Annotated in this window: 17 protein-coding genes; 12 read left to right on the forward strand and 5 right to left on the reverse strand. The window is 58.6% G+C overall.

Annotated elements, in window-relative coordinates; all coding sequences use genetic code 11:
- Positions 1-207: 207 nt before the first annotated feature.
- Positions 208-981 (reverse strand): N-formylglutamate amidohydrolase, encoded by a 774-nt coding sequence (locus V6S97_RS05985; RefSeq protein WP_099086042.1) that lies wholly within the window; start codon positions 979-981, stop codon positions 208-210.
- Between the two features lie 176 nt (positions 982-1,157).
- Between V6S97_RS05985 and V6S97_RS05990 the strand changes: the two genes are divergently transcribed.
- The 6 genes from V6S97_RS05990 (at position 1,158) to V6S97_RS06015 (ending at position 7,411) form a co-directional block, all read left to right on the forward strand.
- Positions 1,158-2,036: a MurR/RpiR family transcriptional regulator gene (locus V6S97_RS05990; protein WP_026363416.1), complete on the forward strand. Its 879-nt coding sequence runs from the start codon at positions 1,158-1,160 to the stop codon at positions 2,034-2,036.
- A 290-nt stretch (positions 2,037-2,326) separates the two neighbouring features.
- Positions 2,327-3,433 carry an ABC transporter substrate-binding protein gene (locus V6S97_RS05995; RefSeq protein ID WP_004430660.1) on the forward strand — a complete coding sequence of 369 codons (1,107 nt, stop codon included), beginning with the start codon at positions 2,327-2,329 and terminating at the stop codon, positions 3,431-3,433.
- A gap of 103 nt (positions 3,434-3,536) precedes the next feature.
- On the forward strand, positions 3,537-4,421 hold the full coding sequence (locus V6S97_RS06000) for an ABC transporter permease (RefSeq protein WP_131861039.1): 885 nt from the start codon (positions 3,537-3,539) through the stop codon (positions 4,419-4,421).
- The gene (locus V6S97_RS06005; RefSeq protein ID WP_334426268.1) at positions 4,418-5,200 is read left to right on the forward strand and encodes an ABC transporter permease; all 783 of its coding nucleotides are present in this window, start codon (positions 4,418-4,420) and stop codon (positions 5,198-5,200) included. The genes V6S97_RS06000 and V6S97_RS06005 overlap by 4 nt, the downstream gene beginning before the upstream one ends.
- A gap of 13 nt (positions 5,201-5,213) precedes the next feature.
- The gene (locus V6S97_RS06010; protein WP_334426269.1) at positions 5,214-6,272 is read left to right on the forward strand and encodes an ABC transporter ATP-binding protein; all 1,059 of its coding nucleotides are present in this window, start codon (positions 5,214-5,216) and stop codon (positions 6,270-6,272) included.
- A 95-nt stretch (positions 6,273-6,367) separates the two neighbouring features.
- Entirely contained in the window at positions 6,368-7,411 is a 1,044-nt protein-coding gene (locus V6S97_RS06015) for a zinc-dependent alcohol dehydrogenase family protein (RefSeq protein WP_004430649.1), read from the forward strand.
- 41 nt (positions 7,412-7,452) lie between these two features.
- On the opposite strand, the gene V6S97_RS06020 is transcribed toward V6S97_RS06015, so the two are convergent.
- Positions 7,453-8,091 carry a hypothetical protein gene (locus tag V6S97_RS06020; RefSeq protein WP_004430647.1) on the reverse strand — a complete coding sequence of 213 codons (639 nt, stop codon included), beginning with the start codon at positions 8,089-8,091 and terminating at the stop codon, positions 7,453-7,455.
- Between the two features lie 331 nt (positions 8,092-8,422).
- Between V6S97_RS06020 and V6S97_RS06025 the strand changes: the two genes are divergently transcribed.
- Positions 8,423-9,199, forward strand: a complete 777-nt coding sequence (locus V6S97_RS06025) for an AAA family ATPase (protein WP_060725257.1) — start codon at positions 8,423-8,425, stop codon at positions 9,197-9,199.
- A 78-nt stretch (positions 9,200-9,277) separates the two neighbouring features.
- Positions 9,278-10,609 (forward strand): MFS transporter, encoded by a 1,332-nt coding sequence (locus V6S97_RS06030; protein ID WP_060727421.1) that lies wholly within the window; start codon positions 9,278-9,280, stop codon positions 10,607-10,609.
- 70 nt (positions 10,610-10,679) lie between these two features.
- On the opposite strand, the gene metH is transcribed toward V6S97_RS06030, so the two are convergent.
- Positions 10,680-14,453, reverse strand: a complete 3,774-nt coding sequence (metH, locus tag V6S97_RS06035) for a methionine synthase (RefSeq protein WP_004430640.1) — start codon at positions 14,451-14,453, stop codon at positions 10,680-10,682.
- Between the two features lie 178 nt (positions 14,454-14,631).
- Between metH and V6S97_RS06040 the strand changes: the two genes are divergently transcribed.
- The gene (locus tag V6S97_RS06040) at positions 14,632-15,891 is read left to right on the forward strand and encodes an AGE family epimerase/isomerase (RefSeq protein WP_162691825.1); all 1,260 of its coding nucleotides are present in this window, start codon (positions 14,632-14,634) and stop codon (positions 15,889-15,891) included.
- Positions 15,892-16,024: 133 nt separating this feature from the next.
- On the opposite strand, the gene V6S97_RS06045 is transcribed toward V6S97_RS06040, so the two are convergent.
- On the reverse strand, positions 16,025-16,585 hold the full coding sequence (locus tag V6S97_RS06045; RefSeq protein WP_035212709.1) for a dual specificity protein phosphatase family protein: 561 nt from the start codon (positions 16,583-16,585) through the stop codon (positions 16,025-16,027).
- Between the two features lie 210 nt (positions 16,586-16,795).
- Entirely contained in the window at positions 16,796-17,248 is a 453-nt protein-coding gene (locus tag V6S97_RS06050; protein WP_080866314.1) for a hypothetical protein, read from the reverse strand.
- Between the two features lie 443 nt (positions 17,249-17,691).
- Between V6S97_RS06050 and V6S97_RS06055 the strand changes: the two genes are divergently transcribed.
- From V6S97_RS06055 to V6S97_RS06065, 3 genes are all read left to right on the forward strand, one after another.
- Entirely contained in the window at positions 17,692-18,324 is a 633-nt protein-coding gene (locus tag V6S97_RS06055; RefSeq protein WP_004430633.1) for an outer membrane protein, read from the forward strand.
- Positions 18,325-18,536: 212 nt separating this feature from the next.
- On the forward strand, positions 18,537-18,908 hold the full coding sequence (locus V6S97_RS06060) for a hypothetical protein (RefSeq protein WP_334426271.1): 372 nt from the start codon (positions 18,537-18,539) through the stop codon (positions 18,906-18,908).
- 530 nt (positions 18,909-19,438) lie between these two features.
- Positions 19,439-20,443, forward strand: coding sequence for a hypothetical protein (locus tag V6S97_RS06065; RefSeq protein WP_334426272.1), 1,005 nt, complete (start codon positions 19,439-19,441; stop codon positions 20,441-20,443).
- The last annotated feature ends 20 nt before the right edge of the window (positions 20,444-20,463 follow it).

Genomic DNA, 20,463 nt, shown 5'->3' on the forward strand with positions numbered 1-20,463 from the left:
CTCTCCTGATAAGAAAAAAACAAGCCAGTCAGCCGTTATTGGCCGATTGTGCCCCAGTTTCCGGCTTCACGCGGGTGCTTCCCTCGCTCTGCCGCACGCACTTGCTGTTCCCTTGCCGCTTCGCGCCTTTCCGGCTTTATTGAATGGTGGCAGTCTCGTCTCAATGGCCGGCCCCGGTGCTTTCACCATCGGCCAGCCCTTGCTCCCTCACCCGTCAATCGATGAGAGCGCCTTCCCCATGAGCTCATGGAGAAAACCGGCAATGGCCGCCTGATCTCCTTCATTGGCGATGAGATCGTTGCGGATTTCGATCATGACGTTCAAAAGCCCGTCCGGCAGCGCATGCAGCCGTAGCGTATGCGTCACACCGTCTTCCGGGCCATAAGGATCATTGCGATTGACCCTGAGCGAAGATCCTTCGGCGCCCGCCAGCATCGCATCCGCCAGGCGGCTGTCGCTATCGTGCAGGATGCCGATCTCAACCTCGCGGAACCGGCCGTGATAAACGGGCGTGAAACTGTGAATGGTTACCACAACCGCCTTGCGGCCATCCGCCTGCCGCTTAGCGATGATCTCGCTCACCCGATCATGAAACGGCACATAAAGCGCTGACGTGCGGGCGAACCGCTCCGCTTCGCTGAGCTCGAAATTGCCGGGAATATCGTAAATCTCGCTTTTCACCGGCATGGCGGAAGGCGATTCGGGCGGCCGGTTGCAATCATAAACGAGACGCGAAAACCGCTGGTAGACGAGCGTGGCGTCAAATTTTTCAGAAAGCAGCCGGGCAACGGCGAGAGCGCCCGGATCCCAGGCCGCATGGCTCGAAAGCACCTCCGGCGAAAGACCCAACGTGCCGTATTTCTGCGGGATGGTGGCGGAGGCATGCTCGCAGACAAGAAGGACATCGCCTTTCGCCGCCGCATTCTCAACGCCGACGGCCTGCCCTTCCGCTTCTGTGAAAAACCGTGAACGCACCGTCATGCACGAACCCCACCCGGAAACCCCGTGTTCCGCCAATGACGAAAAGAATTCTTCACATTATTGCGAGTGTCAAATGGAATTTTGAAATTTTCTCTTCATTTTCCCCATTGACTCGATAGCTGGCACAGATGTTTATTTTAGCCATGCACCGGCAGAAGACCGGAAAGGGGAAAAATTTGCGCAGCACGACGGCGACCGTGTCGGATGTCATCCATGCCCATTACGGCGCGCTGACCCGTTCGGAAAAACGGCTGGCGGAAAGCCTGCTCGGCAACTACCCCGTCTCCGGCCTCGGCAGCATCACCACGATCGCGGAAAATGCCGGCGTTTCGACGCCAACGGTGGCGCGCATGGTGCAGAAACTCGGTTATAAGGGCTATCCGGAATTTCAGGCGCATCTGCATCAGGAACTGGAAGCAACGATCTCCGGACCCGTCGCCAAACACGACCGCTGGGCCACCAATGCGCCCGGCCTGCACATTCTCAACCGCTTCGCCGACGCCATTACCGGCAATCTGCGCGATACGCTGAGTGATCTCGACACCGCTGTCTTCGACAATGCCGCCGCGCTGCTTTCCGACCGCAAGCGCAGTATCTATTTCGTGGGTGGGCGCATCACCGGCGCGATTGCCGAATATTTCTTCACCCATATGCAGGTGATCCGCCCGAAGACGACGCTGATGTCGTCCAATTCCAGCGCCTGGCCGCAATATATGCTGAACATGAGCGCCGGCGACGTGCTCGTCATATTCGACATCCGACGCTACGAGCACGACATGACGACGCTCGCCGAGGTGGCCAAGGCCAACGGCGTGCAGATCATCCTCTTCACCGATCAATGGACATCGCCGGTGGCGCGCCATGCGCTGCACATTTTCCGCGTCAGGATCGAGGCTCCCTCGGCATGGGATTCCTCCGTTGTCACCCTGTTCGTGGTCGAAGCCCTGATCGAGGCGGTGCAGAGCGGCACCTGGGATGAAACCAAGGAACGCATGAACGCGCTGGAAGGCCTGTTTGAACAGACACGGCTGTTCCGCAGGCCGGAAAGAACATGAATTTGCATAGCCGGCATACGACTTGACGCGGATGCCGCACGCTGATTGGATACCTGTCATCGCCACCAGCACGATAAAACAGGGGAAAACACCAAGCTGGGGAACGCATCTGGTCTAACGGACGAAAACGGGCAACTCCCGCAATTACAGGCATACAATCCTGATAGTGGCGGAAAACGAGTGTAAAGTGGCGGAATCCGGATAAATAATTTGTAATCTGGCCGTCACATTAGCTTCATCGAGAATCCGTATCAGCGTCCGCAATATGAGAACACGAAGAGGAGAAAAAAGTGATCTCTCACTGCCGCCGACTGCTTGCTACGACCACCGCGCTGGTCATCGCCTCCACCGCGATTGCCGCCGCTGAACCGAGCGCCGAACTGATCGCCGCCGCCAAGAAGGAAGGCATGTTGACCACCGTCGCGCTGCCGCACGACTGGTGTGGTTACGGCGACGTGATTGCCGCTTTCAAGGCAAAATACCCGGAAATCACCGTCAACGAGCTGAACCCCGACGCCGGCTCCGCCGATGAAGTCGAAGCCATCAAGGCGAACAAGGACAACAAGGGCCCACAGGCTCCTGACGTCGTTGACGTCGGTCTCGCCTTCGGCCCGCAGATGAAGGCCGAAGGCCTGCTGCAGCCTTACAAGGTCTCCACCTGGGACGAAATTCCTGACAATGTGAAGGATCCGGAAGGCTACTGGTACGGCGACTATTACGGCGTCATGTCGATGTTCGTGAACAAGGACCTCGTCAAGAACACGCCGAAGGACTGGGCAGACCTGCAGAAGCCGGAATATTCCGGTCAGGTAGCGCTTGCCGGCGATCCGCGCGCCTCCAACCAGGCGATCCTCGGCGTTCTCGCCGCCGGTCTTTCCACCGGTGCGAAGTCTGGCAAGGAAGCCGGTGAAGCCGGCCTGAAGTATTTCGCCGACCTCAACAAGGCGGGCAACTTCCTTCCGGTCATCGGCAAGGCCGGCACGCTGGCCCAGGGTGCGACCCCGATCATCATCGCCTGGGACTATAACGCGCTGTCCTGGAAGAAGACGCTGAACGACAACCCGCCGACGGAAGTTGTCGTTCCTGAGAAGGGCGTTCTCGCCGGCGTGTACGTTCAGGGCATTTCCGCCTACGCACCGCATCCGAACGCTGCAAAGCTCTGGATGGAGCATCTCTATTCCGACGACGGTCAGCTTGGCTGGCTGAAGGGCTATTGCCACCCGATCCGCTTCAACGCCATGGTCAAGGCCGGCAAGGTTCCGCAGGAACTGATCGACAGCCTGCCGCCGGCAGCAGCCTATGAAAAGGCGATCTTCCCGACGCTCGAGGAAGTGGACGCCAACAAGGCTGCCGTCACAGGCGGCTGGGACAAAGTCGTCGGCGCGAACGTGAAGTAAACTGTTGAAAAAGCACCCCGGCCGGTCAAAAGCCGGGGTGCCTCTTTTATAATTAAGACCTTAATAGACAGACCGTTTTAAAAACGGCGTTTGGGGACAAGGCATGCCATCAACCAACACCGGCGGACCATCCGATGCGGGCAGGAAGTTGCCGCTTCACTGGATAGGCGTCCTGCCTTTTGCCGTTTTTGTTCTGCTGTTTCTGATCATGCCGACGATGAAGATCGTCATCGGCGCGTTTCAGCAGACGGATGGCAGCTTCACGCTGGAAAATATTGCCGGGCTTTTCACCTCATCGATCCTTGCCGCTTACTGGATTTCGATCAAGATCAGCCTTGCCTCGGCAGCGCTCGGCTGCCTGATCGGCTTTGCCGTGGCCGCAGCCGTGGTGCTGGGTGGCCTGCCGCAGCGCATCCGCGGCCCGCTTCTCACCTTTTCCGGCGTCGCTTCGCAATTTGCCGGCGTGCCGCTCGCCTTTGCCTTCATCGCCACGCTCGGTCCGGTCGGCCTGCTTACCGTTTTTCTGAAGACGCAGGTCGGCGTTGATCTCAGGCTTTTGGGCTTCAACATCCTGTCTTTCTGGGGCCTCACCGTCACCTATCTGTTCTTCCAGATACCGCTGATGATCCTCATCATCACGCCCGCGCTTGACGGGCTGAAGCGCGAATGGCGCGAGGCGGCGGAAATCCTCGGGGCGACCGGCCTGCAATATTGGCGCATGGTGGCCTTCCCCATCCTGCTGCCGTCGCTGCTCGGCACCATGTCGCTGCTGTTTGCCAATGCCTTCGGCGCGGTGGCCACGGCAATCGCGCTCACCGGCTCCTCGCTCAATATCGTGCCGATCCTGCTTTTCGCGCAAATCCGCGGCGACGTTCTCGGCAATCCGCATCTCGGTTACGCGCTCGCCTTCGGCATGATCGTCGTCACCGGCATCGCCAATGCACTTTATATCTGGCTGCGCGCCCGCAGCGAAAGGTGGCTGAAATGAAGCGTTTCTTCGCCTGGGGCGCGCTGATTTTCGGCCTGCTCTATTTCGCCCTGCCGCTGATCGGCATGACCAACTTCTCGCTGAAAATGCGGCGCGGCGAATATTCCTTCGACGCCTATGCAAAGGTGCTTACCGATCCGCGTTTTCAGGAGACCTTCAGCTATTCCGTCGTGATGGCGCTGTTCACCATCGTCTTCGGCGTTCTGCTGGTCGTGCCAACGGCCTATTGGGTGCGTCTGAAACTGCCGGGCCTGCGGCCCTATATCGAATTCATTACTCTTCTGCCGCTGGTTATCCCGGCCATCGTCATCGTGTTCGGTTACATCCGTCTCTACAACACCTCGAGCTGGCTGCCGCTGACCGGCACGACCTTCGGCACAAACCTTCTTCTGATGTTCGGATATGCCACGCTTGCCCTGCCCTATATGTACCGCGCCGTCGACACCGGTCTCAGAACCATCGACGTCTCGACGTTGACGGAAACAGCGCAAAGCCTTGGCGCAGGGTGGACGACCATCCTGTCGCGCATCATCCTGCCCAATGTTCTGGTCGCGGTGCTCTCGGGCGCGTTTTTGACCTTCGCCATCGTCATCGGTGAATTCACCATGGCGGCCCTTTTGAACCGCCCGGCCTTCGGCCCCTATATGCAGCTGCTCGGCGCCAACCGCGCCTATGAACCGGCGGCCCTTGCCGTGATTTCCTTCGGCATCACCTGGGGTTGCCTGGGTCTGATCCAACTCGTTTCACGCTACCAGAAGGGCGCGCCTCCCAAGGCCTGAGGACAAGATTTTCATGAGCTTTTTGACACTTAGCAATATCAAGAAATCCTTCGGCTCCGTGCAGGTCGTGCATGATTTCAACATGGCCATCGAAAAGGGCGAGTTCGTCTCCTTTCTTGGACCATCGGGCTGTGGCAAAACCACCGTGCTGCGCATGATCGCCGGCTTTGAAATCCCGACTGGCGGATCGATCGTCATCAATGGCAAGGACCAGACGACGCTGAGACCAAACCAGCGCAATATCGGCATGGTGTTTCAGGCCTATGCGCTGTTCCCGAACATGAATGTCTACGAGAACGTCGCCTTCGGGCTCAAAGTCGCCGGCAAGCCGAAAGCCGAGATCGATGAGCGCGTAAAGGAAATGCTCCAGCTCATCCATCTGGAACATCTGGCCGACCGTTACCCCTACCAGATGTCGGGCGGCCAGCAGCAGCGCGTGGCGCTTGCCCGCGCTCTGGCCCCCAAGCCGGAAGTCCTTCTGCTCGACGAGCCGCTTTCGGCGCTCGACGCCAAAATCCGCGTCTCACTGCGTGAGGAAATCCGCCAGATTCAGCAGAAACTCGGCATCACCACCATTTTCGTGACCCACGATCAGGAAGAGGCCCTGTCGATTTCTGACCGTATCGTCGTCATGAATGGCGGCCGCGCCGACCAGATCGGCACGCCCTTCGATATTTACAACAAGCCCGCGACGCGCTTCGTCGCCTCCTTCGTCGGTACGCTCAACCTCATCGACGCGATCATCGTGGATTCCTCCTCCAACACCATCCGTGTCGGAGAGCAGCAGATCACCCTCCACAAGCCGGTCAATGCGGCGAACGGCGAAAAAATCACTCTCGCCCTGCGACCGGAAGCGGGCTCGCTCGGCAACGACGCGAAAGGCGATGTCGCCATTTCCGGCACGGTCACCTCCAGCCAGTTCCTTGGCTCGGTCATCCGCACCCGTCTCGATCTTGGCGGCTCGACCCTGTCTTTTGATATGTTCAACGATCCCGGCACCGCACCACCCGCCGTCGGTGAGCCGGTGACACTGAAATTCGCGGCCGGCGACCTGATGGTCATCAAGGACTGAATCATCTTCCCGGATGCAAAACCGCTTCGCCCCTTTGCTGGCGATGGTAGAGCAGGTATCACTTCGAACCTGCATACCAACGATGTGAGGCCATGATGCGCGCGCTTTATTACGAACGATTCGGCGAAACCCCAGTAGTCGCATCCCTGCCCGATCCGGAACCGACCGATGGCGGTGTCGTCATCGCGGTGAAAGCGACCGGCCTTTGCCGGAGCGACTGGCACGGCTGGATGGGGCATGACCCGGATATTCGCCTGCCGCACGTCCCCGGCCATGAATTTGCCGGCGTCATCGCCGCAGTCGGCAGACACGTCACCCGCTTCAAGACCGGCGACCGCGTTACCGTTCCTTTCGTGTCCGGCTGCGGCCATTGCCATGAATGCCGTTCCGGCAACCAGCAGGTCTGCGAAGCACAGTTCCAGCCCGGCTTCACCCATTGGGGTTCCTTCGCCGAATATGTCGCCATCGACTATGCCGACCAGAACCTCGTGCATCTGCCTCAATCGATGAGCTACGCCACCGCCGCTGGTCTTGGCTGCCGTTTCGCCACCTCCTTTCGTGCCGTGACCGATCAGGGACGCCTGAAGGGCGGCGAATGGCTGGCGGTTCATGGCTGCGGCGGCGTCGGCCTCTCCGCCATCATGATCGGCGCTGGTCTTGGCGCGCAGGTCGTCGCCATCGACATCGCCGAAGACAAGCTTGAGATGGCTCGGCAGCTCGGCGCGACCGCGACAATCAACAGCCGCACGGTTGCCGATGTTGCCGAAGCCGTGCGCGAGGTGACAGGCGGCGGTGCGCATGTCTCGGTCGATGCCCTTGGCCACCCGCAGACCTGCTGCAACTCCATCAGCAACCTGCGCCGGCGTGGACGTCATGTACAGGTGGGCCTCATGCTCGCTGACCATGCCATGCCCGCCATTCCCATGGCCCGGGTGATCGCCCATGAGCTGGAAATCTACGGCAGCCACGGCATGCAGGCGTGGCGTTACGAGGACATGCTGGCCATGATCGAAAGTGGCAAGCTCGCGCCGGAAAAACTGATCGGCCGCCACATCACGCTTTCAGAGGCCGCAACCGCCCTGCCCGCCATGGATAGCTTCAGGGAAAGCGGCATCAGCATCATAGACCGGTTCGAATAGTCCGGGTCCTGCGGCAGTTCGCGGTCGGAGCCGGGTCAGTCTCAGGCGTTCCTGCGCCCGAAAGCCCGGACAGGAGCGCTGGCCCGGGAAGGCGCCTGCCCTGAAGAAGGTGCAGGCACACGTGCGCCGGGATTCGCCTCGCTGTCGCTCCATTGGCGGTTCAACAGTTGTTTCTTGCGAATTTCCAGCGGGTCGGACACGGCGTCCGCCGAGCCACTGTCAGTGACGGCTGGTGTCGTCAGTGACCGCGCAAACCACCGTATGATCTGTAGCCCCTTGTGGATGAACACAAAAAAGCCGACCACGAGCACGGCGATGAAAATCACGAAGCCCCAGCGGCTGTTCTGCTCGTCACGGGCTGCCCGTTCCATGCGGTGTTTGGTCGTTGGATCAAAACCAAGCGTCGCCTTCAGGCTCGCAATATCCGCATGGCTGAGCTTGGTATAACGGTCGCCGTTATACAGAACATAGCCGCTCGTGCTACCGTTCAGATAACCGAGATCGAGGGCATTCCCGTCCCGAAGGAAAGCTGGAGTGTTCGGCAGATCATAGACGAGATCGATCGTCTCACCGCCGCCAAATCCGGGTATGGCAAATAATCGAACCTTCCGCGCCTCTGCCCCACTCGCGAATATCGCGGAAAAAAGGGTCACGGCGGAAAATAGTGCAATGTAATTCATCCATTCCCCACAACAGCAATGAGAATGCATGACGATTGACATCACTGTATTAATACGGAGTATATATCTGGTTTAGTCTTTTAATTACACAATAGTTATTATGTCCAATCGTATATACGAAATCATACTATATTACAAGTTATGAATTATTATTTTATAATACACTAAGAAATATAGCCCTGCAAAGCCGAATTGAGACCGAACAGTCCGGCGCCATTGGCGCAGGCCGCAGACCACGTTAAACTGCAGTCCTACTGACACACCTCGGGTCTCCAAGACGCGCCGAGGCTCACCACCTCCGCACAGGATGGATATTGGCAAGGACTGCGACATGCTGTTTCTCGACAGCGTAACCATGAAGGAAAGCACGGGCGGGAGGGATGATTACCCTTTCTCGGTTCCGGCGCTGCGCCATCTGGAACGCCTCGAATTCAAGACGCCAATCACCTTTTTTGCCGGCAATAACGGCTCCGGCAAATCGACGCTGCTGGAGGGGCTGGCGGCGGGGATGACGGCTTATGCCATCGGCAATCACGGCCAGGTGGCCGGCGACCTCTATCTCCAGCATGCCGAGACCGTGGCGAAGTCTTTCTATTTCGCCCGTAAGAAATATCCGAAGATTCGCATGTTCCTGCGCGCGGAAGATGTCCTCGGTTATGTCCGTCGCCAGAATGAGGAGGCGCTGGACGATTTTCGCTGGGAGCGGGAGAAGGCTCTGAAAAAAGGCGAAGACTTTCCCGAGGAAACTCCGGAGACGTTTCGCGGGATCATCAGGAACAATGCCATAGACCGGCGGTCGCATGGCGAGGGTTTTCTCGACATTCTGCACCGGCGGGTCCATGGCGCCGGCCTCTATTTTCTCGACGAACCGGAAAGCCCGCTTTCGCCGCAAAAACAGCTCGAACTGGCGGCCCTCATCCGTGACGCCGCCGATAGTGGCGGCCAGTTGATCATCGCCACCCATTCACCGGTGCTCTTGGCCATTCCCGAGGCGACGATTTATTGTTTCGATGAGGATGGCGTCACCGAGCGCCTCTATGACGAGCTGGAGAACATCAGCTTCCTGCGACGCTTCCTCGACCGTCCCTCGAAATACCTGAGCGATTGAACATCGATAAGGCTTGAAATCGCGCTGCGCTTGCCGCATGCCCATAAGTAATACGTAATTTAGAAAAGAAGCAGCTTCATGTCTCCCACCACCACACCGGCAGCAGCCCGGCCACTCAACAGCCAGGATTACAAAACTCTCGGTCTTTCGGCCCTGGGCGGTGCGCTCGAATTTTACGACTTCATCATTTTCGTATTTTTCGCGACTGTCATCGGCCATCTGTTTTTCCCGCCGGAAATGCCCGACTGGCTGGTGATGATCCAGACCTTCGGCATCTTCGCCGCCGGTTATCTGGTGCGGCCGCTGGGCGGCATCGTTCTCGCGCATTATGGCGACCGTTATGGCCGCAAGCGCGTCTTTGCCTTCTCGATCCTGCTGATGGCCCTCTCCACGCTGGGCATGGCGCTGATGCCGACCTACGCCACCATCGGCGTCGCCGCCCCCATCCTGCTCATCATCCTGCGCATGCTGCAGGGTGCTGCCATCGGCGGTGAAGTACCGGGGGCCTGGACCTTCGTTGCCGAACACGTGCCGTTCCGCCGCGTCGGGCTTGCCTGCGGTTTTCTCACATCCGGCCTCTCTTTCGGCATCATGCTGGGCTCGCTAATCGCTTTCGCCATCAACTCGCTCTTCACACCGGAAGACGTGGCCGGTTACGCCTGGCGCATTCCCTTCCTGCTCGGCGGCATTTTCGGCCTGATCGCTGTTTATCTGCGCCGCTGGCTGGAAGAAACGCCGATCTTCATGGAGATGAAGAAGTCAAAATCGCTGACGGACAAGCTGCCGCTCGGGCTGGTACTGAAGCACCATATGCGTGGCGTGATCATCTCCGCTCTGCTGACATGGGTTCTGTCGGCCGCCATCGTCGTCACGACGCTGATGACCGCCACCTTCCTGCAGAAGCTCTATGGCTACACCCCGACGCAGGCGCTCGCCGGCACCAGCTTCGGCACGCTGTTCCTGATCTTCGGCGTCATCATCGCCGGCGCCCTGATCGACCGTATCGGCTCCGGCCTCTTCTTCATGGGCGCGAGCATCTTTTTCGGCATCGCCACCTTCACCTTCTACAGCTACGCCGGCACCTCGCTTCAGACCATGTTCGTGCTTTATGGCGTGATGGGCCTCTCGGTCGGCATGGCGGGTGCGGTGCCCTATGTCATGGTTCGCGCCTTCCCGGCATCGGTCCGGTTCTCTGGCCTCTCCTTCGCCTACAACGTCTCCTATGCCGTCTTTGGCGGGCTGACGCCGATCGGCGTGACGACGGCGCTTGCGATCAATCCGATGGCCCATGCCTGGTATCTGGTCTTCATCGCCATCCTCGCCTTCGCGATCGGCCTCTACCTCTATCTGCGCGGCAGCGAGATCGAGAGCCATGTCGGCATCGAGGAACTGGCGGCGTTAAGGTCGTAAGTTCAACAGTTAACAAAAAAAGCGCGGGCAAAACCCGCGCTTTTTTATTTCAACGACGATGAGTGAAACCTCACGCAGCGCTGTCGATTTCCTCGGCAGCATTCGTCGGCACGTAGTTGAGAACAGGCCCGAGCCAGCGCTCCACCTCTTCCACCGGCATATCCTTGCGGCGGGCATAATCCAGCACCTGGTCGCGCTCCACCTTGGCGACACCGAAATAATAGCTCTCGGGGTGGCCGATATAGAGGCCTGACACCGACGAGCCGGGCCACATGGCATAGCTCTCCGTCAGTTCCACGCCCGCCGCATTGGTGGCGTCGAGCAGGGCAAACAGCGTCTTCTTTTCGGTGTGATCGGGCTGGGCCGGATAGCCGGGCGCGGGGCGGATACCGGCATAGGCCTCGCCGATCAGCTCGTCGCCGGCAAACGCTTCGTCCGGCGCATAACCCCAGAACTCCTTGCGGACGCGCTCATGCATGCGCTCGGCAAAAGCTTCCGCAAAGCGGTCGGCCAGCGCCTTGACGAGGATGGACGAATAATCGTCATTCGCCCGCTCGAAACGCTCGGCAATCGCCACTTCCTCGATACCCGCCGTCACCACGAAACCACCGACATAATCGGCAACGCCGCTATCGACAGGCGCCACGAAGTCGGACAGCGCCACATTGGGACGACCGTCGCGCTTGGAAAGCTGCTGGCGCAGCGTGAAGAAGGTCGCAAGCTCTTCCTTGCGGCTCTCATCCGTGAACAGCCTGATATCGTCGCCCACCGCATTGGCGGGCCAGAACCCGATTACCGCGCGTGGCCGGAACCAGTTCTCCTCGATGATCTTCTTCAGCATGGCCTGCGCATCGCTATAAAGCTGACGCGCCGCTTCACCCTGCTTTTCATCCTCGAGGATCGCCGGGAAACGGCCCTTCAACTCCCAGGTCTGGAAGAACGGCGTCCAGTCGATGTAACGGGAAAGCTCCTCAAGATCGTAGGTTTCGAACACCTTGGTGCCGAAGAACTGCGGCTTGACGGCGCTATAGCTCGACCAGTCGATCTTGTGCGCATTCTCCCGGGCACGGGAAAGCGGCAGGCGCAGCTTTTCGCGCTCGTTGCGGGCATGGGCCTCCGCCACCTTGGCATATTCGCTGCGAATGCCATCGATATAAGCGGGCTTCTGCTCGGCGGAGAGAAGTGCCGACACGACGCCGACCGCGCGCGAAGCATCGGTGACGTAGATCGCCTGACCCTGCTCGTAGCGCGGATGAATTTTCACGGCCGTATGCACGCGGCTCGTCGTTGCGCCGCCGATCAGAAGCGGAATGTCGAAACCCTGCCGCTCCATTTCGGCCGCCACATGCACCATCTCATCCAGCGATGGCGTGATGAGGCCCGAAAGGCCGATCACGTCAACCTTTTCGGCAATAGCCGTTTCAAGGATTTTCGTCGTCGGCACCATCACGCCAAGATCGATGATCTCGTAATTGTTGCAGGCGAGGACGACGCCGACGATGTTCTTGCCGATATCGTGCACGTCGCCCTTCACGGTTGCCATCAGCACCTTGCCGGCAGCACTACGCTCAGACCCGCCATTGAGGCGTTTTTCCTCTTCCATGTAAGGAAGCAGCACGGCCACGGCCTGTTTCATCACGCGGGCGGATTTCACCACCTGCGGCAGGAACATCTTGCCCGAACCGAAGAGGTCGCCGACCACATTCATGCCGGCCATCAGCGGCCCTTCGATGACGTGCAGCGGACGCTCCGCCTTCTGGCGCGCCTCTTCCGTATCGGCCTCGATGAAATCGGTGATACCGTTGACCAGCGCATGTTCCAGACGCTTCTCGACGGGAAGTTCGCGCCAGGAGAGGTCCTGCACCTTGGTGTCCTTGGCGCCTGTGCCGCGGAAACGCTCAGCCACCTCGAGCAGACGCTCCGTCGCGTCGTCGCGGCGGTTCAGCACCACGTCCTCGCAGGCCTCGCGCAGTTCCGCATCGATATTGTCGTAAACCGCAAGCTGCCCGGCATTGACGATGCCCATATCCATGCCAACCTGAATGGCGTGGTAGAGGAACACGGCATGCATCGCCTCACGCACCGGCTCGTTGCCGCGGAAGGAGAAGGACAGGTTGGAAACACCGCCGGAAATATGCGTGAGCGGCATGGTTTCGCGGATGGTCTTGGTGGCCTCGATGAAATCAACGCCGTAATTATTGTGCTCTTCGATACCCGTCGCCACCGCAAAAACGTTCGGATCGAAGATGATGTCTTCCGGTGACAGGCCGGCCTTTTCGGTCAGCAGCTTGTAGGCACGCGAGCAGATTTCCACCTTGCGCTGATAGGTATCGGCCTGTCCGACCTCGTCAAAGGCCATGACGACGACCGCCGCACCGTAATTGTGAACGAGCCGCGCCTGCTGGAGAAACTTCTCCTCGCCTTCCTTCAGCGAAATCGAGTTGACGATGGGCTTGCCCTGAACGCATTTCAGGCCTGCTTCGATGATCTCGAACTTCGACGAGTCGATCATGACAGGCACGCGGGCGATGTCAGGCTCGGCGGCGATGAGGTTCAAAAACTCCACCATCGCCTTTTCGGAATCGATCAGGCCTTCATCCATGTTGATGTCGATGATCTGTGCACCGTTTTCCACCTGGTCACGGGCAACGGCGAGAGCCGCCGTGTAATCACCGGCGGTGATGAGCTTACGGAACTTGGCCGAGCCGGTGACGTTGGTGCGTTCGCCGACATTGACGAAGGGAATGTCCTTGGTCAGCACGAAGGGCTCAAGGCCGGAAAGCGACATGAAGGGCTTGTGCTCGGGAATCGGGCGCGGCTTGTAATCCTTGACCGCTTCGGCAATCGCCCGGATATGCTCGGGCGTCGAACCGCAGCAACCGCCGACAATGTTGACGAGACCGTCGCGCACGAAGCCTTCCACCTGCCGCGCCATCATCTCAGGCGTTTCGTCATACTGACCGAATTCGTTCGGCAGGCCGGCATTGGGATAGGCGCAGACGAAGGTATCGGCGACGTCAGACAGTTCCTGCAGATGCGGACGCATCGCATCCGCACCAAGCGCACAGTTCAGGCCGATGGTGAAGGGGTTGGCGTGACGCACCGAATTCCAGAACGCCGAAGGCGTCTGACCGGAAAGCGTGCGGCCGGAGAGGTCGGTAATCGTGCCTGAGATCATCACCGGCAGGCGGATGCCCTTGGCCTCGAAACGCTCCTCGCAGGCGAATATCGCCGCCTTGGCGTTCAGCGTATCGAAAATCGTCTCGATGAGGATGATATCGGCACCGCCGTCGATCAGGCCGTCGATCTGCTCGCCATAGGCAATGCGCAGATCGTCGAAGGTGACGGCGCGGTAACCGGGATTGTTCACGTCAGGCGAAATAGAGGCCGTGCGGTTGGTCGGGCCGATGGCGCCGGCCACGAAACGGCGGCGGCCGTCTTCGCGCTCGGCGCGCTGGGCGGCGCGGCGGACAATCTGCGCCCCTTCGCGGTTGAGATCGTAGACCGCATTTTCCATCTCGTAATCGGCCTGCGCGATGCGCGTGGACGAAAACGTGTTGGTTTCGAGAATATCCGCACCCGCCATGGCGTAGCGGTAGTGAATTTCTTCGATGGCGTCGGGCTGGGTCAGGATCAGAAGGTCGTTATTGCCCTTCTGGTGACAGGCGCAGCCGATGAAACGGTCGCCGCGAAAATGGTCTTCGTCAAAACCCAGACCCTGGATCTGCGTGCCCATGGCACCGTCGAGAATGAGGATACGTTCGCTGGCAGCTTCGCGCAGCGCCTTGAAAATTTCCGCGCCGTCGCGCTTTGCCCCTTCAGGGCCAAACAGATCGTCAAACACGGGCACACTCCTCATTTCGATTTGCAAGATCGCAAGTCGTCAAGTCACATAAAGATATGTTTATGTCAATATATCTTCAAGGGACAGGCATGGCTTTGCGTCGTTGCGTCACGTTACGAAATATCGCTGACAGATGACAGGTTTATACGGCAAGGATATAAGCCGAAGCAGCAAACGCATGGAGGACGCAATGCCCGAAGACGATCACAACAGCCGCAACTGGAATACCCTGCCCTGGCACCGCCAGTGGCTGGTGAAACAGGCCGAGGGACTTTTCGACTTCTTCCAGTATCGCGCCCTCAATCCCGCCGGCGGTTTCTTCGATCTCGATGCCAAGGGCGCGCCGCTGCAGGCAAACGATCCCGTGCGCGGCATCCATGCCTCCGCGCGCATGGTGCATTGCTTCTCCATCGGCCACCTGCTTGGCCGCCCGGGCTGCGGCGATATCGTCGATCACGGCATGACCTATCTCTGGAACAAGCACCGCGATGGCGAACATGGTGGTTATTTCTGGCAGGTGAACGATGCCGGCCCAGTGGACGCCACCAAGCAGGGTTATGGCCATGCCTTCGTGCTTCTGGCCGCCTCTTCCGCCAAGACCGTCGGCCACCCGCTGGCCGACCGGATGCTGGCTGATATTACCGAAGTGCTGGAAAGTCGTTTCTGGGAAGAAAGACATGGCGCCATCGCCGAGGAATTCAATCGCGACTGGTCGCCCATCGACAATTATCGCGGCCAGAACTCCAATATGCACCTCACCGAAGCGCTGATGGCCGCCTATGAGGTGACCGGCGACAATAACTATCTCAGCAAGGCCGAACGCATCGCCGATCTCGTCATCCGCCGCCGCGCCGGCGAGCTGGATTTCCGCGTGCCCGAGCATTTCGACGACAACTGGACGCTGGACAAGGACTATCGCGGCAACGAAATGTTCCGCCCCTCCGGCTCCACCCCCGGTCACTGGCTGGAATGGGCGCGCCTCATCCTGCAATTGTGGATACTGGGCGAACGCCGCCACGACTGGATGCCTGTCGCGGCCAAATCCCTCTTCGTGCAGTCCATGGCGCTGGGCTGGGACCGGGAAAAGGGCGGCTTCTTTTATACGCTGGACTGGAATGACAATCCCGACAAGCGGGCAAAGCTCTGGTGGCCCATGTCCGAGGCGGCGGGTGCGGCCCATTTCCTCAACGAGAACCTGCCGGCGGATGGCTTCTACGAAGACAGCTATCGTCGCATCTGGAGCACCATCGCCAACAACTTCATCGACCATGCCAATGGCGGCTGGCATGAGGAACTGACGGAAGATCTGGTTCCCGCCCACACGCTATTCCCAGGCAAGGGCGATATCTACCATGCGCTCCAGGCCTGCCTCATCCCGCTTTTCCCGGCGACGGGCAGCCTGACGAAGGTGATCAAGGAAAGCGGCGGGGATTATTAAGGCGCTCTGCGGCCAATAGCCCCTCTGCCGTCATGCTCGGGCTTGCCCCGAGCATCTGCGGCCTATGTATCGGACGCAAAGTGGTTGGATCCTCGGCACAGGGCCGAGGATGACGTCGAGCATAAAGCAACCCTCAAAACCCGATGGTTTCCTCGAAATCATCCCATGACTGGTACATTTCATAACGCCCGATTCCGGGGATCGGCACATGCCCGTAATAGGGCGAAAGCTGAAACTCGGCTGCCGCCTCGCCCTTGCCGGCCACAGCAGCCACATAGATGGCGGAGGCAAGCCCGGTGCGGTTGGCGCCATGTTCACAGTGGATGAGAACAGGCTTTTCCGCATTGCGCAGCACGGCCGCCAGCGTTTCCGAATCCTCCACCGAGACCTTTTCGCTTGAACTCAGCGGATAATCGACAAGCCGGATGCCATTGTTTTTCGCCGCGCGGCTTTCGGCTTCATACCAGCCTTCACGCTTTTCATCGCGCAGGTTGATGATCGTCTTGATGCCATAGGCCTTGGCATAGGCCGCGATGTCCTTGCCGCTCGGCTGGGCCGAACGATAGAGTTCGCCGGGAATGACTTCGTGGAAATTTCCGGTCAGCTGGCCGATGCCCATATGCGCACCCGCCAGAACCGGCAGGGCGACAAGGCCAATGGCCGTTATTTTCAGAAACTTCAAAACAATACGCAAAACATCAACCCGCGACATCAATCGAATGAAGGGGGAAGTGGCATCGCAAATGGACGAAAACAAGTCAGCGACCATCCCGACCCGTTCCGGCGCGGACGATGGAAGTTGACCTTTCCGCCCGAAGCAACTGTGATGCAAGGGTTTTACGACGGCCGCTCACCGGAGTGAAAATTCTCAAAATACCGTGATCGCCGGAAGCAGTCGAACCGTTCAGTCGAATTCTGCGGATATGACGGTAACGCGCCATTCCAGACGTTGCGGCTCTACCCTTTCATTGTTGCGCAGCCTGAAGGAACGGCAGGCCGCGAACGTCTCCCCGGCCTCGATCCGTCTTTCGCTCACCTGATAGGGATCGAAGGTGACCGAGGCGCGGAAGGCCGGTTCGAACCCTTCGAGCGTATAGGTCAGCCGCTGCACCGCGACATTATTGTCGTTGCGGAAGCTGAGGCGGATTGGCAATGCCGCATCCGGGCAGGCCGCGTCGAAGCCGGCGGTCGCGACGATATGGTCAAGCCGCTGGTTGCCGCGCCGCCAGTCATAAATCACAAAGGCGGCGGTGGTCGTCCAGATCAGCAACAGGCAGATGACAACGGATTTGAGATGCCGCGGAAACGCAATGAGGGTGAGGAGAAGAATGGCGCTGAGAACGGCTCCGACAATCACGTCGTCCCTCCTCCGCTAAAATAAAGCCTCATGTGAACTCATCCTCCCATGCCCTTTCCGCCCGCAACGATCCCCCTCACCGGGAGGTCGCGACGGTGTACTCTCAGCCGCAGCTTATGCCGCTTCTGGCGCAGCGCAAAGCACCGGCCCGCCGTGGTCAACCACAACTCTATGGTCGCGTCCCCCGCTGTCAAGACAACCAAGCGTGACACCCGCCCACCACTTTTCCGAACCTTTGACGAAACACCAAAGGGAACCAAACGCGGCTGAAGGCGTTCGCAGCATCAGAACAGCATCGCGGGGCGATAAAACGCCGCGAACCGGGGCAAAGGCGGCAGCAAGGCCGGGAGGACACGAGCGCCTCTTGGAACCGCCGAACCCCGCCCCATATTAAAAGCAGCTAATCTATGCTATGGATGTCAGTCAGCTCAGGGAGAAAAACGATGAAAACGCTGATCGTAACGTCACTCCTGGCCCTGTCGGCCAGCACCGCAATGGCCGCGGATGCCGTCTACGAAACGCCCGCACCTCCGGTCGCGCAGGAAACCCTGCCGGTCTTCACCTGGTCTGGCCCCTATCTTGGTATTCAAGGCGGCGCGGGCTGGGCAAATGGCGATTTTTCGGCCGGCGGCCCGGTCGCCTCGGATAATTTCGATGGCGGCATTCTCGGCGCCTTCGTTGGTTACAATTACCAGTTCGACAATAATCTGGTGCTCGGCATCGAAGGTGATGTCGATTATAACTGGAACGACAATGACTATGCCGGCGTGCAGATCGGTACCGACTGGCAGGGTTCCGTTCGCGGCCGCGTCGGCTATGCCTTCGACCACGCCCTGCTCTATGCCACCGCTGGCTGGACCGCGACACGCGGCTTCATCGAAACGCCCGGAGCCGGCAAGGACAGCACCACGTTCAACGGCTATACCGTCGGCGCGGGTCTGGACTATGCCTTCACCGACAACGTGTTCGGCAGGCTGGAATATCGATACAACGACTATAGCGACAAGGACATCTTCGGTATCAACACCGATGTCGACCAGCACACTGTGAAAGTGGGTCTCGGCGTGAAGTTCTGATCGCGACCGAAGGATTTCGACAAGAAGCCCGGCCGTCCGCCGGGCTTTTTTATTGCGGAAAGCGTGCATCTTCCGCGATCCCTGCAGTCTGAAATCAGGAAAATATGAACCGCTTGAAAATGAAATATTCACAGGCCGTTCACCCGTCCCGTGCCATCATCCGGGCATAATGAGCCTCTATCTCCCGAAGCAGGCTTATGGAGTAGCCCCCGATGAAAAAGATAATTCTTTCCACTATTGCCGCGCTGGTCGCCACCGGCAGCATTTTTGCATCCTATGGCGCCGCTGCCGCGCAGGACTATCCCTATCGCCCGCGCTACGACCGGGGTTATGACCGTGGCGGGCCACCCCCACCGCCCTACCGCGAACATCGCCGCCACAATGATGGCGCAGCGATTGCCGGCGGCCTCGCCGCAGGCGTCATCGGCGGCCTGATCGGCGGCGCCATCGCCAACGGCAACGGCGGCCCCCGCTACTACGAACCGCCACCGCCGCCCCCGCCGCGCTGCTGGTTCGAAGACCGCCGCGTTCCCAATTCCTATGACGGCGGCTGGCATACGGAGAGTATGCGGGTTTGTAACTGACCCGATAGCCGAAAATTTAATCTTGATGATCCGATCAGCCTAACCGGCTGGTCGGATTTTTTGTTGGATGGAACAAAAAATCCAGAAGAGGGCAATGATCGATGGAAATAGGGATCCGCTGCCTGGAATCTCGCTATTTTGTCTAAAATATGAGAAAATGCCGCTCGCCACATACCTCTGAACAGAGGCGCATTGAAAATCCTGATTTTTCAGACGCCGTCGCCACGTTCATTTGAGCACCTCGCCTCATACCCCTGAGCAAATACGGGGCCGTCGCCACATATGTTTGAGCAGAGATACCTATGGTCAAATTCCACAACTTTAGTGTGTGATCGGCGCATCTCGCCGATGTAAGATCATCAGCTGTTTACGAGTTTTAGCTGTTACCGCTAAGCTTATCGGGTATTGGCCATCTAGGGACAGCATCAACAACCATGTCAGAGACGAGATCGCGAAAGTTCTGTGTTTTTTGCGGGAAGACGCCCAACTCCAAGACCAGGGAGCACGTCGTCCCGTACTGGCTGCTTGAGATGACGGGTGATCCGAAGCGAGTAGTAACTTTGGGCCTCGATTACACAAAGGGCAAAGCTCCGATATCTTATGCTTGGCAAGCTTTTGTCGCTCCGGCGTGTGATGACTGTAATAACACATTCTCGAAGCTAGAGGCTCGGATTAAGCCGATCATCGAGGCGCTGGAGCGGCGCGAGGCTCTAAATGTGAGCCAATATGACGAGTTGCTCGATTGGCTGGATAAAGTCCGCATCGGGGTCTGGCTGCTTAGAGGTATGATCGAGAAAAGCCCAATTGCAGTTGATCCAAATTTTCATATCGCGTCTCGAATGGGCCGTAAGGATCGGATGCTTGCGGTTTATGTGTTTGATAGTCAGTCGCCAGGCATCAACCTTTTCGGAAACGACAGCATGATCTCTGCATCCATGCCCAGTTGTTTTGGGCTGAGGATAAACGGTCTGCTCTTGTTTAACATCTCTTCGGATTTCTTTTGTTCAAAGGGCTGCGGCCTTCCACATCCAGTGGAGATGTCTCATCTCCACGGTGGCGATAATCATGGCATGCTGTCGCTGAAGGGGCATAGATACGCGTCCGACGTCAGCCACCCTGTAACGAACTTGGTACTCCCAAAGCCGGTGGTATGGCTCTATCAGCCGATCAAGTCCCCGACCTCAACGCCGGAATTTCAGGGCGGCTATTATGGCCACACGAACATGTTCGACACGCGCGTTAATTCTAGGACGCTTGGAGGCGAAGGAGCTAAGGGGGCAATTTTTCGGCAGTGGGCTGATGGTGTAGAGGTACTAAATGACCCTCTGTCAATTATCGAGTTTGATGAAGTGGTGGGAGATGACTGCAAAACGGCTGGCGAGATAGTTGCTTCCGTTTACGACGCCCAAGTCGATCTGTTCGAAAGCATCCCAATAGAATGGATAGCTCCTTCGAAACCGAGTCAATTCGATGACCAGTTGCGAGCAATGAAGATTGAAAGTAATCGCGCGTTTGCAAAGACGTACCGGGAATAGGGCAGCAAGATTTCCTAAAT

It is taken from the genome of Agrobacterium sp. CCNWLW155, from assembly GCF_036888815.1.
GTDB classification, from domain to species: Bacteria; Pseudomonadota; Alphaproteobacteria; order Rhizobiales; family Rhizobiaceae; genus Agrobacterium; species Agrobacterium radiobacter.

What these genes read in the sequence shown, in the direction of transcription:
- V6S97_RS06020 (WP_004430647.1), bottom strand. Translation starts at nt 8,091, where the DNA reads ATGAATTACATTGCACTATTTTCCGCCGTGACCCTTTTTTCCGCGATA.
- V6S97_RS06025 (WP_060725257.1), top strand. Translation starts at nt 8,423, where the DNA reads ATGCTGTTTCTCGACAGCGTAACCATGAAGGAAAGCACGGGCGGGAGG.
- V6S97_RS06015 (WP_004430649.1), top strand. Translation starts at nt 6,368, where the DNA reads ATGCGCGCGCTTTATTACGAACGATTCGGCGAAACCCCAGTAGTCGCA.
- V6S97_RS06060 (WP_334426271.1), top strand. Translation starts at nt 18,537, where the DNA reads ATGAAAAAGATAATTCTTTCCACTATTGCCGCGCTGGTCGCCACCGGC.
- V6S97_RS05985 (WP_099086042.1), bottom strand. Translation starts at nt 981, where the DNA reads ATGACGGTGCGTTCACGGTTTTTCACAGAAGCGGAAGGGCAGGCCGTC.
- V6S97_RS06000 (WP_131861039.1), top strand. Translation starts at nt 3,537, where the DNA reads ATGCCATCAACCAACACCGGCGGACCATCCGATGCGGGCAGGAAGTTG.
- V6S97_RS06055 (WP_004430633.1), top strand. Translation starts at nt 17,692, where the DNA reads ATGAAAACGCTGATCGTAACGTCACTCCTGGCCCTGTCGGCCAGCACC.
- V6S97_RS06030 (WP_060727421.1), top strand. Translation starts at nt 9,278, where the DNA reads ATGTCTCCCACCACCACACCGGCAGCAGCCCGGCCACTCAACAGCCAG.
- V6S97_RS06010 (WP_334426269.1), top strand. Translation starts at nt 5,214, where the DNA reads ATGAGCTTTTTGACACTTAGCAATATCAAGAAATCCTTCGGCTCCGTG.
- V6S97_RS06005 (WP_334426268.1), top strand. Translation starts at nt 4,418, where the DNA reads ATGAAGCGTTTCTTCGCCTGGGGCGCGCTGATTTTCGGCCTGCTCTAT.
- V6S97_RS06040 (WP_162691825.1), top strand. Translation starts at nt 14,632, where the DNA reads ATGGAGGACGCAATGCCCGAAGACGATCACAACAGCCGCAACTGGAAT.
- V6S97_RS06065 (WP_334426272.1), top strand. Translation starts at nt 19,439, where the DNA reads ATGACGGGTGATCCGAAGCGAGTAGTAACTTTGGGCCTCGATTACACA.